The organism is Cellulophaga omnivescoria (assembly GCF_001999725.1).
Lineage (GTDB): Bacteria > Bacteroidota > Bacteroidia > Flavobacteriales > Flavobacteriaceae > Cellulophaga > Cellulophaga omnivescoria.
This window is the reverse complement of sequence record NZ_MDDP01000002.1, coordinates 84,809-102,609: the sequence shown is the minus strand read 5'-3', so window position 1 is coordinate 102,609 and position 17,801 is coordinate 84,809. Positions and strand designations below refer to the sequence as shown.

Annotated in this window: 14 protein-coding genes; 9 read left to right on the top strand and 5 right to left on the bottom strand. The window is 32.9% G+C overall.

Features of this window, described 5'->3' with window-relative positions; translation table 11 throughout:
- Nucleotides 1–62 precede the first annotated feature (62 nt).
- Genes BFJ87_RS01425 through nirB form a run of 5 tightly spaced genes read right to left on the bottom strand, consistent with a single transcriptional unit; the run spans nucleotide 63 to nucleotide 5,845 of the window.
- Entirely contained in the window at nucleotides 63–425 is a 363-nt protein-coding gene (locus BFJ87_RS01425) for a DUF7009 family protein (RefSeq protein ID WP_077398920.1), read from the bottom strand.
- A gap of 10 nt (nucleotides 426–435) precedes the next feature.
- The gene (locus BFJ87_RS01420) at nucleotides 436–2,283 is read right to left on the bottom strand and encodes a sensor histidine kinase (RefSeq protein WP_077398918.1); all 1,848 of its coding nucleotides are present in this window, start codon (nucleotides 2,281–2,283) and stop codon (nucleotides 436–438) included.
- A 26-nt stretch (nucleotides 2,284–2,309) separates the two neighbouring features.
- Nucleotides 2,310–2,897, bottom strand: a complete 588-nt coding sequence (locus BFJ87_RS01415; RefSeq protein ID WP_077398916.1) for a DUF4202 domain-containing protein — start codon at nucleotides 2,895–2,897, stop codon at nucleotides 2,310–2,312.
- Nucleotides 2,898–2,921: 24 nt separating this feature from the next.
- A complete protein-coding gene (gene nirD / locus BFJ87_RS01410; RefSeq protein ID WP_420836110.1) occupies nucleotides 2,922–3,302 on the bottom strand; it encodes a nitrite reductase small subunit NirD in 381 nt (126 codons plus the stop codon).
- 29 nt (nucleotides 3,303–3,331) lie between these two features.
- Nucleotides 3,332–5,845 (bottom strand): nitrite reductase large subunit NirB, encoded by a 2,514-nt coding sequence (gene nirB, locus BFJ87_RS01405; RefSeq protein WP_077398914.1) that lies wholly within the window; start codon nucleotides 5,843–5,845, stop codon nucleotides 3,332–3,334.
- Between the two features lie 128 nt (nucleotides 5,846–5,973).
- On the opposite strand from nirB, the gene cobA reads away from it, so the two are divergent.
- The 9 genes from cobA (at nucleotide 5,974) to BFJ87_RS01360 (ending at nucleotide 17,790) form a co-directional block, all read left to right on the top strand.
- Complete coding sequence (gene cobA, locus BFJ87_RS01400) at nucleotides 5,974–6,747, top strand: uroporphyrinogen-III C-methyltransferase (RefSeq protein WP_077398912.1); 774 nt, start codon at nucleotides 5,974–5,976, stop codon at nucleotides 6,745–6,747.
- A gap of 57 nt (nucleotides 6,748–6,804) precedes the next feature.
- Nucleotides 6,805–7,530: a Crp/Fnr family transcriptional regulator gene (locus tag BFJ87_RS01395; protein WP_077398910.1), complete on the top strand. Its 726-nt coding sequence runs from the start codon at nucleotides 6,805–6,807 to the stop codon at nucleotides 7,528–7,530.
- A 225-nt stretch (nucleotides 7,531–7,755) separates the two neighbouring features.
- The gene (locus BFJ87_RS01390; RefSeq protein ID WP_077398908.1) at nucleotides 7,756–9,126 is read left to right on the top strand and encodes a CmpA/NrtA family ABC transporter substrate-binding protein; all 1,371 of its coding nucleotides are present in this window, start codon (nucleotides 7,756–7,758) and stop codon (nucleotides 9,124–9,126) included.
- Between the two features lie 30 nt (nucleotides 9,127–9,156).
- Nucleotides 9,157–10,257, top strand: coding sequence for an ABC transporter permease (locus tag BFJ87_RS01385; RefSeq protein ID WP_077398906.1), 1,101 nt, complete (start codon nucleotides 9,157–9,159; stop codon nucleotides 10,255–10,257).
- Between the two features lie 18 nt (nucleotides 10,258–10,275).
- Nucleotides 10,276–11,121, top strand: a complete 846-nt coding sequence (locus tag BFJ87_RS16950) for an ABC transporter ATP-binding protein (RefSeq protein ID WP_077398905.1) — start codon at nucleotides 10,276–10,278, stop codon at nucleotides 11,119–11,121.
- Between the two features lie 12 nt (nucleotides 11,122–11,133).
- Nucleotides 11,134–11,961, top strand: coding sequence for an ABC transporter ATP-binding protein (locus BFJ87_RS16945; protein WP_077398904.1), 828 nt, complete (start codon nucleotides 11,134–11,136; stop codon nucleotides 11,959–11,961).
- 31 nt (nucleotides 11,962–11,992) lie between these two features.
- A complete protein-coding gene (locus BFJ87_RS01370) occupies nucleotides 11,993–13,276 on the top strand; it encodes an alginate export family protein (RefSeq protein ID WP_077398903.1) in 1,284 nt (427 codons plus the stop codon).
- Between the two features lie 128 nt (nucleotides 13,277–13,404).
- Nucleotides 13,405–14,076, top strand: a complete 672-nt coding sequence (locus BFJ87_RS01365) for a response regulator transcription factor (RefSeq protein WP_077398902.1) — start codon at nucleotides 13,405–13,407, stop codon at nucleotides 14,074–14,076.
- 183 nt (nucleotides 14,077–14,259) lie between these two features.
- The gene (locus BFJ87_RS01360; RefSeq protein ID WP_077398901.1) at nucleotides 14,260–17,790 is read left to right on the top strand and encodes a nitrate reductase; all 3,531 of its coding nucleotides are present in this window, start codon (nucleotides 14,260–14,262) and stop codon (nucleotides 17,788–17,790) included.
- Nucleotides 17,791–17,801: the final 11 nt, after the last annotated feature.

Sequence of the window (17,801 nt, the reverse complement as noted above, 5' to 3'; positions counted from 1 at the left end):
ATTTTAGTTGGTTAGTTAAACAAGAGTGTCTTATAGGCGCTCTTTTTTCGTTTATAAATATTTTAAGCCTTTGGGTTAGGGTAATTGTCAGATTGGTCTTCTACAGTTTCATCCATACAAACAAAATCTTTTTCTACTAAAATAGAAAGCTCTTTGCCTTGTTTGGTTGTATACGTATTACTAAAACCTACAATAGAGTTAGTATGCCAATCTGTTGTGTAACTGTTGGGCACGTATATAGATATGGTATTATTTTTAAAATCTGTTTCTAAATTTCTTATGCCATCTTTGGTTCTTATCTCATAACAAAATAAGGAGGTGTTAAATTCGGTTTGTTGTATAAAATAACCTCTTTTACAAAATGCTTCTACTTCACTTTTAGTAAGTCTATATCTAACAGAGTTTTCTCTAATTCGTATTTTCATAATTACAGTTTTATGGTTGTTGCTTAGTAGTTTTTTCGGGTTTGTAATTTATAGTTACTCTTGTTCCTTTACCAGGTGTGGAGTTAATAAAAAGTCTGCCGTTAATATAGCTTATACGTTCTTTCATATAAAATAATCCCATACCACCTTCGCTATTATTTTTAGGTGTTTTGTTTAAAATGGAATCATCAAAACCATTACCGTCATCATCAATTAAAACGCTTAGTGTATTTTGGTTGTAATTTATACTTAATAAAATATAATTGGCGTTAGCATATTTAATAGCATTGTTTATTGCTTCTTGTGCAACCCTATAAATGTTAGTTTCTGCTAAGGAACTAAACCTAATGTTTTTTTCTGTTTTGTTTTCAAAAAGTATATTTTTCCCGGTTAGTTTAGACAGTTCTGTAGTCATTTTTTGCAAGGCAGGAAAAATACCGTGGTCCTTAAGCTCCGGTGGAGTAAGGTTAAATGTAGCTGTGCGTACGCCCTTTATTAAGTCTGTGCAAAGTGATTTTAAATAGGCTATTTTTTCCTTTGTTTTATCTTTGTTCTCTAAATTAATAGATTCAATATTAAACTTAAGAGCTGTTAGCATTTGTCCAATACCATCATGTATATCTTTTGCTATACGTTTGCGCTCTTCTTCTTGCCCTTCAACAATAAGACTGGCTTGTAGTTTTCTCTGCAAAATTTTGTCTTCAAAACTTTGCTTGGTTAGTTGTTCTAGTTTTTGCTGATTTTCTATACGCTCGGTAATATCAGAACATAGAATTAAAATATTTTGCTTTTTTGAAGAATTATGGAGCGGAATTATAGACATATCTAACCAAATGTCTTGCTCTTTCTTTGTTCTTATTTTTATTTCTTCGTTTCTAATATTTTTTCTGTTACTTTTTAAAACCTCTTTTAAATACTGTTGTTGACCTTCATTTGTTGTAAGTATTTCAGATAATGGTTTTGCTAAATCTTGTGTGCTACAACCCAAAAGCTCCTGAAATTTTTTACTTATAAAAACTACACTTTCATTATTTTTAATACTAGCAAACAGTGCAGCATTGTCTATAACAAAGTTAAGCTCTTGCAGTTCTTGCAGGGAGTTTTGTTTTTCTTGGTAAAGCTGTTCTATTTTTAAAGTGTTTTCTTCAGATTCAATTTTACTTTTTAATAGTTTACTTATGGTGTTTCTAATTTGTATAGACAGTGGTCTAAAAATAAATAGGATCTCTAATAAAAGAATTAGTAAAGAAAAGGCTACTAATAAATGCTCTTTTTGCTTTAATTTTTCAAGTTGTGTTTTACTAATACTATCATACTTATTTACAATAGTATCCATTAGGTTTAAAAATATTTTTTCATTTTTTAAAATGATATTTATATTTTCTTTTAAGCCAATAGAATCTTTAAATCCGTCAGTAGTATTATAAACAATAGTGCGTTCTGCAGCCTTAATCATTGCATTGTGATGTGGTGTAATTTTTTGCAGCAACGCTAAAATGGCTTTGTTGTCTTCTTTTGGTATACCCATAGAGTCATTACCAAATTGTAGGGCTTTATGAGAAATACGCCATACATCTAATGTTTTTTTTGTGTTTTTTAGAACTGTATCTCTTTCTTTTTTTAGAGTTGCTCTTTGTAATAGTAAAATATCTTTTACTAATTTTTGGCTATATGCCCGTTGTCTGCCAGCTACATTTATAACTCTAGAGTCGTTTAATTGGGAATTTAAATGCATTTGTATTAACACCTGAGAAAACACAATTGAAAAAGCAATAGCTAATAACGCTAGTAAATACCATTTTCTAATTCTTAAAAATGTAGTATTATCTAAAGATTTTTCAAGTTTTTTATGACTCATAAAATGGCCTTATATTAAGCAATTAATTAAGACAATGCTTTGCCTACAAGCTCTAATGATGATTTTGATAGAGGTAGTTTTAATGCCGCATTTTGTCCTTTTTCAGACATTTTTCTCCAAGTTTTTTGTAAAATATCTATTAGTTTTTCTTCGGAATATTTTTTTGCAAAAGGCTCAAAATAAAATTCTAAAAATACCAAGCAAATAACGTCCTCTAATGTTTGTGTTTCTTCATTTTTTTTTAATTGTTTTTTTTCAAGTAAAAAAGCGACTTTTTCAATGGTGTTTTGGTCATATCCAACAGCGGTTAAAATTTCACTTGCTTTTTTAGCGTGATATTTTTTTAAATCTTGCCTCCATTTTAAATAACCTGTTCTGTTTATTTCATAAGAATCTCTTGGTATTTCCCATCTGCAAATATGTTGGCAACGTGCTGTTAGTTGTAACGTTTCTGAGGCATTAGGAGCAAAAGAATTTAATTTGTCTGTCATACGCATAGCGTAAAGCACTTCTTTTGCATATTCTTTACCCTTGTATATTTCCTTGTTTGGGTCTTGCTCGTTAGCTTTATCAAAAAGGTAAAAAGCCTGCTCTAATTTGTTAGTTGTTGTCATTTTTGCTTAGGTTTGTTTTCAAAGCTATTCAGAAAACCCAATATACACAAAACCATCTTCAATTTTTACAGGATATGTTGCAATAGCATCTAAAGTGCCGTTTAAATTTTCTCCTGTTTCTAGAGAAAATGTGTTTTTATGTAATGGGCAAGCCACTTTAGGTGTTCCCATATCTTCGCCAATCATTCCGCGAGAGAGTACCATTTCCATTTTATGCGGACATAAGTTTTGGCAGGCATACCATTTGCCTTCTCTTGTAAAATTAAAAACGGCAATTTGTTTGTTTTTATATTTTACGCAAGCACCACCATTTTTAGGGAACTTACTTGTTTTGGCAGCTTTAAACCACGTAGTTACTTGGTTTAAAGCTGTTGGCGAGTATTCTTTTAAAATTGATGTTATCATCCTTATATATTTTTAGTTCTGTTTTATGATTACACCCAAGGAGCTGGCATTTTTTGGTCTCTAAGAGCTACAAACTCTATATTTTCATCTTCTTCTGTAGAATTTACAAAATGTGTGTACTTGGCTCTAATTTCAGGAGTTTCTACAGCCTCTTTCCATTCGCATTTGTATGTGTCTACCAAATGTTGCATATCCTTGTCTAACTGATCTACAATGCCAAGGCAATCATTAATAACTACGTCCTTTACGTAATCTATACCACCTTCTAACTTGTCTAGCCAAGCCGCAGTACGCATTAATGGTTGTGCAGTTTGTATATAGTACATTAAAAACCTGTCTACATACGTAATAGCCGTTTTTTTATCTACTTTTTCTGCCAATAAAACAGCGTGCTTAGGAGTTGCGCCACCGTTACCGCATATGTAAATATTCCAGCCGCCCTCTACAGCAATAAAACCAAAATCTTTACCGCGTGCTTCTGCACATTCTCTAATACAACCAGATACGCCACCTTTAAATTTATGAGGAGAACGTATGCCTTTATATCTGTTTTCTATTTCAATGGCAAAACTTACACTTTCATCCATGCCATATCTGCACCAAGTAGATCCTACACAGCTTTTTACGGTACGTAAAGATTTACCATAAGCTTGTCCGGTTTCAAAGCCTTCTGCAATTAACTCTTCCCAAATAAGTGGAAGTTCATGTAGTTTTGCTCCAAACATATCTATACGTTGTCCGCCTGTAATTTTGGTGTATAAATCATATTTTTGAGCAATTCTGCCCATAGCAATCATTTGTTTTGGAGATATTTCTCCGCCAGCAACACGTGGCACAACAGAGTAGGTTCCGTTACGCTGTATGTTAGCTAAATACCTGTCATTAGAGTCCTGTATTGTATCTTGTTTGTTAGCTGTTTCATTAAATATACTTGCAAATAATGACGCCGCTAAAGGCTTACAAACTTCGCAACCATTGCCTTTTCCGTGAGTATCTAAAAGCTCATCATAATCTTTAATATTTTTCATCTTTACAATATCATATAACTCCTGCCTAGAGTAATCAAAATGCTCACAAATACGTTCTTTTACAACTTTGCCTAAAGATTTTAAAGTTTCATTTACTAAATCTGTTACCATAGGTTTACAACCGCCACAACCAGTTGTTGCTTTGGTAGCTTTGGCAACATCTTTTACAGTTTCATTTCCATCATCTTTTACAGAGCAACAAACTTGACCTTTAGTTACGGCTTCACAAGAACAAACAACCGCAGTATCTGGCAAATCCATAGCGCTACCAAAGGAGGCAGTGCCATCTCCGGCAGGTAATATTAATTGAGAAGGATCTGAAGGAATTGGCATACCATTTAAATATATTTGATGTAGCATACTATAATCAGTAGCGTCGCCAACTAAAATTCCGCCAAGTAATTTTTTGCCATCAAGACTTACATTTATTCTTTTGTATAAATGTTGTGTTTTATTTTCAAAAATAACAGAATGACCTTTAGTTGCAGGCATAAACGGATCTCCAAAGCTGGCAACATCTACACCAATTAATTTTAATTTGGTAGACATATCTATACTTTTAGACATAATATTGTTAGTATTACCTATTATTTGGTCTACAGCAACAGTAGCCATCTCATAGCCAGGGGCAACAAGGCCGTATATCATTTGGTTGTACAAGGCAATTTCTCCAATGGCATATATGTTTTCATCAGAAGTTTGCATTTTGTTGTTAACTACTATGCCGCCACGCACCCCTATTTCTAATCCACAAGCTTTTCCTAACTCATCTCTTGGTCTAATGCCAGCAGATATTATTAGCATATCTACATCTAAAACATCATCTTCTCCAAACTCCATTCCGGTAATAACTTTATCTCCTAGTATTTGGTTGGTAGCTTTGCCAAGGTGTATATGTAAACCAATAGATTCTAATTTTAATTGTAGTACTTGGCTGCTTCTACTATCTAATTGTCTTGGCATTAATTTTGGAGCAAACTCAACTATATGAGGTTCTAAGCCCATATCCATAACAGCTTTTCCAGCCTCAAGACCTAATAATCCGCCTCCTAAAACCGCAGCTTTTGCATTAGATTTGGTAGATTTTAATTTAGCAGCATACGCTAGCATCCCTTCTAAATCTTCAATTGTTCGGTAAACAAAAACACCTTCTTTCTCAACCCCTTTAATAGGAGGTACAAATGCAGCTGATCCTGTGGCTAAAACAAGATAATCATAGGTGAAATCTCTATTTTTAGCAGTGGTAATTGTTTTCTCTTGTCGGTTAATATCTGCAATGCGTTCGTTGGTGTATAGTTCAATGTTATTTTTTATATACCATTCTGCAGGAGCCATTTCTAATGCCTTTGCATCTTTATTTTCAAAAAACTCACTTAAATGTACACGGTCATAAGCGGGTCTTGGCTCATCGCCAAAAACAATAAGCTTAAAATCTTTATTTGTTTCTTTGGCCACAAATTTTTCGCAAAACTTATAGCCTACCATTCCATTTCCTACTACAATTACGGTTTTCATACGTACATGATTATGAGATTACAATAACAAAAATACGTATTATTACGTATATTTTATCTGTTTTTATCAAAATAAATACGTAGTTTTGTTGTTGTATTAATAATTTTTCACCTTAATAATTATATATTATGATGCAGTCAAAAAATCCTAAAGTAAGTTTAGTAGGTGCTGGGCCGGGCGGTGTAGACCTTATTACCCTTAGGGGAATTAAGGTTTTGCAGCAAGCTGATGTAATTTTATATGATGCACTAGTAAGCATAGATTTACTTAGTGAAATTGATAATTCTATACCTAAAATATACGTAGGTAAGCGTTGTGGAAAACATTCTTTATTACAAGGTGACATAAATAAACTTATAGTAGAAAGCGCATATAAATACGGGCACGCCGTGCGTTTAAAGGGAGGAGATCCTTTTGTGTTTGGTAGGGCTAGTGAAGAAATAGAATACGTAGAATCTTTTGGTATACCAGTAACTGTTGTTCCTGGGATAAGTAGTGCAATAGCAGTGCCCGCCAGCCAAGGTATACCAGTAACTCGTAGGGGTGTAAGCAGTAGCTTTTGGGTAATGACAGCCACAAAAAAAGATGGATCATTTTCTAATGATTTAATTTTAGCTGCAAAATCTTCTGCAACATTGGTAATACTTATGGGAGTACGTAAGTTTATTAAAATAGCTCAAGAAGTTGCAAAACATAGAAGTAAGTTAACGCCTTTTGCTATAATACAAAACGGTACTTTAGGTAAAGAAACCTGCATAACAGGCACCTTGTCTAGTTGTAATACCGTTAAAAACAATATCAATATTGCCCTTCCTGGTGTAATAGTTATTGGTGATGTAGTAGCAGAGCATCCTTCTTTTTTTGAAGAAGAATTACAAAGAGTGCTTCATTCTAGCCTCTAAGCTAAGTGTATTAAATATCTAGTTTTTGCCTCTAATTTTAAATCTAAAATAATTATTATGCCTAATAAGTATACATTTTTAGCTACTTCTTGTAAAAGTTGTATGAATGCAGATTGTTTGGTTAAAAGAAGTGTATTAGCAGAAAGGGATGATTTTTTTTCTGTCTTAAAAACAGAAATTAGTTGTAAAAAAGGACAGCAGTTTATAATAGAAGGAGCACCGGTTAATGGTCTTTTTTTTATTTTAAAAGGTAAAGTAAAAGTGTATAGAACAGGATTAAACGGTAAAGAACAAATTGTGAGATTTGCTAAAGAAGGAGAAATAATAGGTCACCGTGGTTTTGGAACAGAAGAGTATTACTCTATAGGAGCAATGGCTTTAGAGGATAGTATTTTGTGTTATTATTCTAAAGATAGTTTGCAGACCAAATTAAAAAGTAATGCAACATTTACTTATGATATGATGCTTTTTTATGCAAACGAACTTAATAGGAGTGAGGCAAAACTAAAAACCATTTCACAAATGACAGTTAGAGAACGTGTTGTAGACAGCTTGCTTTACATACATAGAAAATTTAAAGATTATAATGGTTTTTTAAACTTGCAACTAAGTAGACGAGAATATGCAGATTATGCTGGTACTACAGAAGAACAAGTAATAAGAGTTTTTTCTGCCCTAAAAAAAGAAAGTTTAATTTTTACGAAGGGAAAAAAAATAGGAATAACTAACATTGCTTTACTTAAAAAAGAAATTTCTGAGCATAATTACTATTTAGATTTATAAAATAAATAGGTAGTATTAAGTAGTAAGTTGCGTATATATACGCAACTTTTTTTATTTGTAACTGGTTTGTTATTAGGCTTTTATCTCTTTTTTATGCGTTAATACAGGTTTTTTAATGGTGTAAAAGAATGTTTTGTTCTGTTTTATTTCATAAAATTTTAGAAAGTATACGTATACTTTTGTTTTAATAAGTATTAATACGTAGAACACTCTAAATAATTAACTATGAAAAATACAGTAAAAAATGTACCTCTTTATTTAATGGCTCTAGTTTTTCTTTGGTCTTGTGGCAGTAAAGAAAAAAAAGAAAAAACTACTACAGAAGATGTAGCAGCATCGGCATTTGAAATTGAAAAACCACAATTAACTTTTGGATTTATAAAATTAACAGATATGGCTCCTTTAGCTATAGCTAAAGAAAAAGGCTTTTTTGAGGAGGAAGGACTTTTTGTTTCTGTTGAGGCACAGTCTAACTGGAAAAATGTTTTAGACCGTGTTATAGATGGCCAGTTAGATGGTTCTCATATGCTAGCAGGACAACCAATAGCAGCAGGAGTAGGCTTTGGTAGGCGTGCAAAATTGGTTACTCCGTTTTCTATGGATTTAAATGGAAACGGAATAACAGTATCTAATGATGTTTGGGCAAAAATGAAACCCAATGTGCCTTTAGATGATAACGGAAAAACAATACATCCAATTAAGGCAGATGCTTTAAAACCAGTAGTAGCTGAGTATAAAAACAGCGGAAAACCATTTAAAATGGGGATGGTTTTTCCTGTATCTACTCACAATTACGAAATAAGGTATTGGTTGGCTGCAGCGGGTATACACCCAGGTATGTATACGGCAGATAATGTGCAGGGACAAATTGATGCTGAAGTTTTACTATCTGTAACACCACCGCCACAAATGCCGGCTACTTTAGAATCTGGAACAATTTATGGCTATTGTGTGGGCGAACCTTGGAACCAACAAGCAGTTTTTAAAGGTATAGGTGTACCAGTTGTTACAAATTATGACATATGGAAAAATAACCCAGAAAAAGTATTTGTAATGACAAAAAAGTTTGTAGAAGAAAACCCTAATACTGCAGTAGCGGTTACAAAAGCTTTAATAAGAGCTGGTAAGTGGTTAGATAATCCTAACAACAGAAAAGAGGCCGTTAAAATATTATCTATGTCACAATATGTAGGTGCTCCAGAAGAAGTATTAGCAAATTCTATGACGGGTACTTTTGAGTTTGAAAAAGGAGACAAACGTTCTATGCCAGATTTTAATGTGTTTTACAAATACAATGCTACATATCCTTTTTATTCTGACGGAATTTGGTTTTTAACACAAATGAGACGATGGGGACAAATTTCAGAAGCAAAACCTGCCGCTTGGTACAAGGAAACAATAAAAGAAATTTACCGCCCAGATGTTTGGAGAAAAGCTGCAGACTTATTGGTTGCCGAAGGCAAAATACCAAAGGAAGATATACCAGAAACAGATGGTTATAAGCCAGCAACAACAGATTTTATAGACGGTACTCTTTATGATGCAAAAGATCCTATTGGTTATATAAACAGTTTTGCCATAGGTAATAAAGATTAACTACCACTACAACCCAAAAAAGAATATACGATGAAACAAGAAATTACATTAAAGAAACAGCACTCTGGTTTTGCTTTTTTTAAGCAAATAGCTTCAATTGTTAAATCTAAGTTTGAAAAAGATGCGGTATCAAAATCATTAAAAAAAACAGCAATAACTATTGTTTCTATCCTTTTGTTTTTGGGGCTGTGGCATCTTGGTTCTAAGGCATTGTACAATAAAGAAGCTGCCTATAGAATTGAAAAGGCATTGGAAGAACAAGGTCCGGCTGCTGCGGATGCAGAAAGGGCTTGTATTGCTTCAGGAGAAAGTAGGTGTCAGCCAAATACTTTACCATCACCAACTCAGGTATGGGCTTCATTTATGTCTTTAATTGCAGATCATCATTTAATTCAAGCAAAAAAAGATGCCTTTAATTTAAAAATGGAGTCTACTAATGCTAAGTTAATTGCACAAGGTAAAAAGGCAATAGTTTATACCGGTAGAGCCTCCTTTATAGATATTGTTTTAACTAGTATAAAAACTGTTTTTGCAGGATTTTTGCTTGCACTTATTATAGCAGTTCCTATAGGTGTTATTATAGGATTAAGTCCGTCTCTTAGAAGTGCATTTAATTGGTTTATTCAAATATTTAAACCTGTGTCTCCAGTAGTTTGGTATTTGTTAGTTTTTATGATTGTAAAAACATTATATATAGGAGCCAGCTCAGATAATGCATTTGTAATTTCTTTTGTTAGTGTTGGTTTGTGCGCAATGTGGGCAACTTTAGTTAACACCGCAATGGGTGTTTCTTCTGTAGATAAAGACTATATAAATGTAGCTAAAGTTTTAAAGCTAGGAACTTTTCAAAAAGTATTTAAAGTTATTTTACCTTCTTCATTACCGTTAATATTTACTGGACTTAGAATTACACTATCAGTTGCCTGGATGGTTCTAATTGCTATAGAGTTACTGGCTCAAAGTCCAGGTTTAGGTTTGTTTGTTTGGGAAGAATTTCAAAACGGAGCAAACGATTCTAACGCTAAAATTATAGTGGCAATGTTTGTTATTGGCATTATAGGCTTTTTGTTAGATAGGTTAATGCTAACCATTCAACAAATGGTGTCTTTTAATAAAAACGAGGGCATTTAATTTATAAAATCAAGCACTATGGCGTATTTAGAATTAAAAAATGTGTGTAAAACATACGGTCAAGGAAATAATAGTACAGAGGTACTTTCTAACATCAATTTAAAAATAGAAGAAGGGGAGTTTGTTGCTATTGTAGGTTTTACTGGAAGCGGAAAAACTACACTAGTAAATTTAATTAATGGCTTAATAAAACCAACCAGTGGAGAGGTGCTTTTTAAGGGAGAACCTGTAGTTGGCACAAGTCACAAACGTGGAGTTATTTTTCAAAATTACTCACTACTTCCTTGGTTAACAGTGTATCAGAATGTTGCAATGGCTGTTAAGGAGGCTTTTCCAAAAGAAAGTAAAACAGAAATTAAAGAAAGGGTTGTTAGTTTTATAAAGATGGTAGGCCTATCACACGCAATTGATAAAAGGCCAAAAGAATTGTCTGGCGGAATGAGGCAGAGAGTCTCTGTGGCTAGAGCATTGGCTATGAAACCAGAAATGATAATTATGGATGAACCTTTAGGGGCTTTAGATGCGTTAACCAGAGGCAATTTACAAGATGAAATATTAAATATTTGGAGTAAAGACAAAAGAACTGCTTTGCTAATTACAAATGATGTTGATGAAGGTATTTATATGGCAGATAGAATTATTCCTTTAAAACCAGGGCCAAAAGCAACATTGGGACCAGAGTTTATTATAGATATAGAGCGCCCAAGAGACAAGACAAAATTAAATGATAATATAAACTATATAGAGACTAGAAATAAAATTATTGCCTATTTAATGGCTATAGGAGAAAGCAGAAAGTCCGTTTCTAATACAGAGTATGTCTTGCCAGATGCTACGCCAAAAAGTTTTGTTGGTCAATTTTAAAAAAATAGAAAAATGAGTGCAACTATTACAAAAACAGACAATACCAACTTTGAAAACGGAATTTACTACCCTTCTAAAGTAATGTTAGACCTTATTAATTTAAAAAAGGTTTACCCAACACCAAAAGGAGACTACGTGGTATTAGAGAATTTAAATTTACAAATAATGAAAGAGGAGTTTGTTACAATTATAGGGCATTCTGGTTGTGGAAAAACAACAATGCTTTCTATGATAGCTGGCTTAAACTCTATTTCTGGCGGAAACATATCTGTTTTGGGTAACCCTGTAAAAGGACCTGGTCCAGATAGAGGCGTAATTTTTCAATCACCAAGTTTAATGCCTTGGATGACAGCCTTGCAAAATGTTTTATTAGGTGTAAACCAAGTTTTTCCTCACATTCCTAAAAAACAACGTGTAGATATAGCCAAATATTATTTACACAAAGTAGGTTTAGATGGGGCTTTTAATAAAAAAGCAACAGAGCTATCTCAAGGTATGCAACAAAGAGTTGGTATTGCAAGGGCATTTGCTATTAAGCCCAAAGTATTGTTGTTAGATGAGCCTTTTGGAATGTTAGATTCGTTAACAAGAGGAGAGCTTCAGGATATTTTAATAGAAATATGGAACAAAGAGAAAATTACAGCAGTAATGATTACTCATGATGTAGATGAAGCTATTTTTTTAGCAGACAGAGTAGTGATGATGACTAGTGGCCCAAGGGCAAAAATTGGAGACGTACTAACTGTAGATTTTGAAAGACCTAGAACAAGAAAATCTGTTTTAGAACACAAAGATTACTACGCTTGCAGAAAGCATTTAATAGATTTTTTAGAACACTAAAATTAATATAAAACACTATAAAAAATAGATTATGAAAAAATATCAATACCTAATACTATGCCTTTTTTTATTTATTGCTAATTATACATTCGCACAGTTTACATTAGATGGTGAATTTAGACCAAGAACAGAGTACAGACATGGGTTTGGCAGTCCTATTGCAGAAGATACAGATGCTGGATTTGGTGTTGCAACAAGGGCTCGTTTAAATTTTGGATATAATACAGAAAATTACAAGTTTTACTTAAGTTTACAAGATGTTTTAACTTGGGGAGAAAATAGACAATTATTACCTGCAGATGCCAATAACTCTTTTGCTGTTTTTGAAGCTTGGGGAGAGTTAAATTTAGGAAAAGGGTTTACTACAAAAATAGGAAGACAAACAATAGATTATGACGATCAAAGAATATTAGGTTCTGTAGGTTGGGCTCAACAAGCACGTAATCATGATGCTGCATTGTTAAAGTATAAAAAAGATAATTTTTTATTAGATGTAGGTCTCGCATTTAATCAAGATAAGGCAAATTTATCTGGTTTTTCATCTGTAGGAACGGAATATAGTACCACAGGCTTTTTCTCTTATAAAACAATGCAGTATTTATATGCTAAACAAAGTTGGGACACTTTTTCTGGTAGTTTGTTAGTGTTAAATAATGGTTTTCAGGAGTATGAAGATGATGCTACAACTCCAGATGGTACAAGTAGTTTAGTTACCATTGGTACACATTTAGCATACAAAAAAGGGAAGCTAGGCGTAAGTAGTAATTTGTTTTTACAAACCGGAAAAAGACAAGGAGAAATTGATGTAAAAGGAGCTTATTTGGCAAGTTTAGATTTAAATTATAAAACATCTAACAAGGTTACTCTAGGTGCCGGTTTTGAGTTAATTAGTGGTAATGACGCAGATGCTGGTGAAACAGGAGCTTTTTTTCCTCTTTACGGAACCAACCATAAATTTAATGGTTTTATGGATTATTTTTATGTGGGTAACCACGCTAATTCTGTAGGTTTATTAGATGTACATATTAGCGCTAATTTTAAACTAAATGACACCTCTAGTCTTATGATAAAAGCGTTAAATTTTAGTGGAGAACAAGAGTTAGCAAGTGGCGATAAATCTTTGGGCACAGAGCTAGACCTTGTTTTTTCTAAAAAGTTTAAAGGGTATGGTTTGGCAGTTGGTTATTCTCAAATGTTTGCTAACGATGGTATGTATGAGTTAAAAGGAACTACCAAAGATGCATCTGCAGGAAGTCAAAATTGGGCTTGGGCAATGTTAACTATTAAACCTAAATTTTTAAACACAACAAAATAATCATCAATTAAATAACTGTTCCCTGGTCGCTACAGTATTATGTGGCGACTTTTTTTATAATATAGCCTAAGTATATTACGTATGTCACTACGTATTTTTAAATTATATTTGTAAAAATATTTTGATTGATGAGTAGCACTATAAGTATTGTATTGGCAGATGATCATTCTTTAGTTAGAGACGGAATACGTTCTTTGCTTGAAGAAGAAAAAGATTTGGTTGTGGTTGCAGAGGTGTCTAACGGTAAAGAAGCAATTGAGATTGTAGAAGAAAAAAATCCAGATCTTTTAATTATAGATATTAGAATGCCAATAATGAATGGCATAGATGCCGTAGAAATACTTAATAAACAAGGTACCACTACAAAAGCCATAATACTATCTATGCATGATTCGGAAGAATATATTCTTAAATCTGTAAAAGCAGGAGCAAATGGTTATTTGCTAAAAGATACAGGTAAAGTAGAGTTTATAAAAGCAATACGCACTGTGCAGCAAGGAGGTAAATATTTTAGCGGAGACATTTCTAATGTACTTGTAAATAATTTGCTAAATGGTAATAAAACAGTATCTGAAACAGTAAAAACTTCTAAAAATAATAGTAATCCTTTTGATCTTACAAGTAAAGAATTACAGGTATTGGAGCTTGTGTTAACAGGTTTAACTAACAAGCAAATTTCAGAAAAACTACAAAATAGTAAACGTACGGTAGAAACACATAGGTTTAATTTAATGCGTAAAATGGAAGTAAAAAATTTAATAGATTTATCTAAAAAAGCACAACAGTATAATTTGGTTTAAAATATACTCTTTTTTAAGTGTAGTTTTGGGTAAACTATATAACTTCTTATTTTTTAGAGGTTTATTTATAGAATAAATAATTTCATCCCTATATTATTATTAAATCACTACTACGTATTAATACGTAATTCTGTATCTTTCCATAGTTAAAGAATGATGTTTTTACATCTGTTATTTAGAGCTATGCAAAAAAATACAAAACATAAAACTATTTGCAGTTATTGCGGAGTAGGTTGCGGAGTAGTAGTAGAGAAAGATACCAAAGGTGTATTAACAGTGTCCGGTAATGAAAATTATCCGGTTAACAAAGGTATGTTGTGTTCTAAAGGCAAAAACCTTAATTATGTTGCGCAAGATACCACAGACCGTATTTTGTATCCAGAAATGCGATGGAGTAAAAATCATCCTTTACAAAAAGTTACATGGGATAATGCATTTAAAAGAGCGGCTGCTGTTTTTAAAACTATTATAGATAAACACGGACCAGATAGTGTGGGTTTTTACGTTTCTGGCCAGTGCTTAACAGAAGAATATTATTTAGCTAATAAATTACTAAAAGGGTTTATTGGGAGTAATAATATAGATACCAACTCACGCTTGTGTATGAGTTCTGCGGTGGTTGGTTATAAAAAAACAGTGGGAGAAGATTCTGTGCCAATTGCGTATGCAGATATAGAATTGGCAGATTGCTTTTTAATTGCAGGAGCTAACCCGGCTTGGTGTCACCCAATATTATTTAGGCGTTTAGAAAAGCATAAAGAAGAAAACCCTAATGTAAAAATAATAGTTGTAGACCCTAGAAAAACACAAACTTGTGCTTCTGCAGATTTACATTTACAGATTTTACCGGGTACAGATGTAATTCTCTTTAATGCTATAGCTAGGGTACTTATAGAAAAGAAAAAAACAGATAAAAACTTTATTAAAAAGCACACCGTAAATTTTGAAGCATGTAAAGCAAGTGCTTTTCAATTAACCTTAACTACTGCGGCTAAAAAATGTGGTATAAAGGCAGAAGATATAAAAAAAGCAGCACTATATATTGGTAATGCAAAAGGCTTTATTAGTATGTGGACAATGGGGCTTAACCAAAGTGTAATTGGGGTTTCTAAAAATGTAGCATTACTAAATATATCATTACTAACGGGGCAAATAGGCAAGCCAGGATCTGGCCCATTTTCGTTAACAGGACAGCCCAATGCTATGGGAGGTCGTGAGGTTGGTGGTATGGCAAATTTGTTGGCGGTACATAAAGATTTGAATAATCCTGAACACAGAAAAGAAGTGTCAGATTTTTGGGGAGGTAAACAAATACAGGCTAAGCCGGGTTATACCGCAATAGAAATGTTTAATGCCTTAGATGAAGGTAAATTAAAAGCAATTTGGATTATTTGTACAAACCCTGTGGTAAGTATGCCTAATGTAAATAAAGTAGAACGCGCATTAAAAAAAGCAAACTTTGTTGTAGTACAAGATATTTCTCATAATTCTGAAACCACAAAATTTGCAGATCTACTTTTACCTGCTGCAGGTTGGTTAGAGAAAGAAGGTACAATGACAAATTCTGAAAGGCGAATTAGTTACCTACCAAAAGTTATAAATGCACCAGGCGAAGCATTGCCAGACGCAGAAATATTATGGCGTTTTGCGCAAGAAATGGGATACTCTGGGTTTAATTATACTAATGCTAGCGAGGTTTACGATGAGTACTGTTTGCTTACTAAAGGTACAAGTATAGATATATCTGGCCTATCTTATAAACGGCTAAAGGAGGAAGGTAGTTTTCAGTGGCCTGTGCCACACAAAAACCATCCGGGTACGCCACGTTTATTTCATAATTTAGTATTTAATACTCCAGATACAAAAGCACATTTTAATGCTCCCTCAGAAACTTACAATCAATCTGAAGAAACAAATGTAGACTATCCTCTAATTTTAAATACAGGTAGGGTAAGAGACCAATGGCATACCAGAACAAAAACAGGTAAGGTAAAACGCTTACTTACACACATACCTATGCCATATTTAGAAATGAATAAAGTAGATGCCTTTTTAAGAAAACTAAAAGAAGGAGATATTGCTGTAGTAAAAAGTAAAAGAGGCAAGGTGCAGGTTAAAGTAACTATAAATTTTGATATAAGAGAACAAGTAGTTTTTTTACCAATGCATTGGGGTAAAATATTAAATAATGATTTTGGTAGAGCTAATAATTTAACTAATGATATTGTAGACCCTGTATCTAAAGAACCAGATTTTAAATACTGTGCCGTACAAGTAGAAAAATATAGTAAACCCAAACAAAAAATTATAGTTATTGGTGCAGGGGCTGCGGCATATAGATTTATACAAACTTATAGAGAAAAAAATACTGTTGATGAGCTACATGTTTTCTCTAAAGAAAAAGATCCATTTTACAACAGAGTTTTATTGCCAGAATATGTGAGTAATGAACTCTCATGGCAATCTTTAGAAAAACTAAAAAAGGGCGAGCTAAAAAAGTTGAATATAACTTTGCATGCAGGAATAGGAATTTTTAACATAAATGAAAAAGAACAACAAGTTACAGATTCTAATGGTGTTACACATAGCTATAATTTGTTAATAATGGCTACCGGAAGTAGAGCATTTGTACCTAGTGATGTGCCTATTAATTTACCGGGTAGGTTTACTATGAGAGAGCGTGGGGATGCAGATAAGTTAAAACATTACTTGCAAGAAACAGGTTTACCTAATAATGCACAACATGTTGTTATTGTTGGTGGCGGACTCTTAGGATTAGAACTAGCAGCGGCCTTAAAAAAAATTAATGTAAACATAAGTATTATACAAAGGGCGCCCAGACTTATGGAGCGTCAATTAGACAATGTTGCGAGTAGGTTATTAGCGCAAGACGTGTTAGAAAGAGATATAAATTTATATTTTGATAATGAAGTAAGTACTGTTTTTGATGAAAAAACAACAAGTCACAGTATTTTGGTAAATCTAAAAACAGGAAAAACCATAAAGTGCAATGCTATAGTTTACGCCATAGGTACTAGACCAAATATAGAGTTAGCAAAGCAAACAAAACTAAAAACTAGGCGTGGTGTTATAGTAAACTCTTATATGCAAACAAGTAACCCATCTATATTTGCATTGGGTGAAATAGCAGAGTTTAACAACTCACTTTTTGGTATTACCTCTGCAGCAGAACAACAGGCAGATATTGCAGCAAATTATATTTTAGGAGATTACAGTAGTATTTATAACGGTTCAGTTTTAATGAATATTTTAAAATTCGAAAATTTAGACTTGTGTAGCATAGGAATGGTAAACTCGCCAGCAGAGGATAATAGTTACGAAGAAATAATTTTAATGGATGTTAGTAAGCGTTTTTATAAAAAATGCATAGTTAAAAATGATACATTAAAAGGAGCTATTTTAATGGGTGATAAAAATGAATTTGCAGAATTTAAACGTTTAATTGAAGAGGAAATAGAACTGTCTGAAAAACGAAATGAATTACTAAGAGGAGCATCTAGTACAGCACCTTTAAAAGGCAAATTAGTTTGTTCATGCAGCCAAGTTGGTGAAGGTAATGTTACAGACGCAATTAAAGATGGTTGTACAAATTTTGCAAACTTATGCTCGCAAACAGGAGCAGGCTTGGGTTGTGGTAGTTGTAAACCAGAAATTAAGGAAATACTTAATAGTCAGCTTTTACTAGCAAATTAATAATTTTTATA

Excerpts from the sequence above, each read along its gene's own strand:
- cobA (WP_077398912.1), top strand. The coding sequence starts at position 5,974 with ATGATGCAGTCAAAAAATCCTAAAGTAAGTTTAGTAGGTGCTGGGCCG.
- BFJ87_RS16950 (WP_077398905.1), top strand. The coding sequence starts at position 10,276 with ATGGCGTATTTAGAATTAAAAAATGTGTGTAAAACATACGGTCAAGGA.
- nirB (WP_077398914.1), bottom strand. The coding sequence starts at position 5,845 with ATGAAAACCGTAATTGTAGTAGGAAATGGAATGGTAGGCTATAAGTTT.
- BFJ87_RS01395 (WP_077398910.1), top strand. The coding sequence starts at position 6,805 with ATGCCTAATAAGTATACATTTTTAGCTACTTCTTGTAAAAGTTGTATG.
- BFJ87_RS01425 (WP_077398920.1), bottom strand. The coding sequence starts at position 425 with ATGAAAATACGAATTAGAGAAAACTCTGTTAGATATAGACTTACTAAA.
- BFJ87_RS01370 (WP_077398903.1), top strand. The coding sequence starts at position 11,993 with ATGAAAAAATATCAATACCTAATACTATGCCTTTTTTTATTTATTGCT.
- BFJ87_RS01365 (WP_077398902.1), top strand. The coding sequence starts at position 13,405 with ATGAGTAGCACTATAAGTATTGTATTGGCAGATGATCATTCTTTAGTT.
- BFJ87_RS01360 (WP_077398901.1), top strand. The coding sequence starts at position 14,260 with ATGCAAAAAAATACAAAACATAAAACTATTTGCAGTTATTGCGGAGTA.
- nirD (WP_420836110.1), bottom strand. The coding sequence starts at position 3,302 with ATGATAACATCAATTTTAAAAGAATACTCGCCAACAGCTTTAAACCAA.
- BFJ87_RS01390 (WP_077398908.1), top strand. The coding sequence starts at position 7,756 with ATGAAAAATACAGTAAAAAATGTACCTCTTTATTTAATGGCTCTAGTT.
- BFJ87_RS01420 (WP_077398918.1), bottom strand. The coding sequence starts at position 2,283 with ATGAGTCATAAAAAACTTGAAAAATCTTTAGATAATACTACATTTTTA.
- BFJ87_RS16945 (WP_077398904.1), top strand. The coding sequence starts at position 11,134 with ATGAGTGCAACTATTACAAAAACAGACAATACCAACTTTGAAAACGGA.
- BFJ87_RS01415 (WP_077398916.1), bottom strand. The coding sequence starts at position 2,897 with ATGACAACAACTAACAAATTAGAGCAGGCTTTTTACCTTTTTGATAAA.
- BFJ87_RS01385 (WP_077398906.1), top strand. The coding sequence starts at position 9,157 with ATGAAACAAGAAATTACATTAAAGAAACAGCACTCTGGTTTTGCTTTT.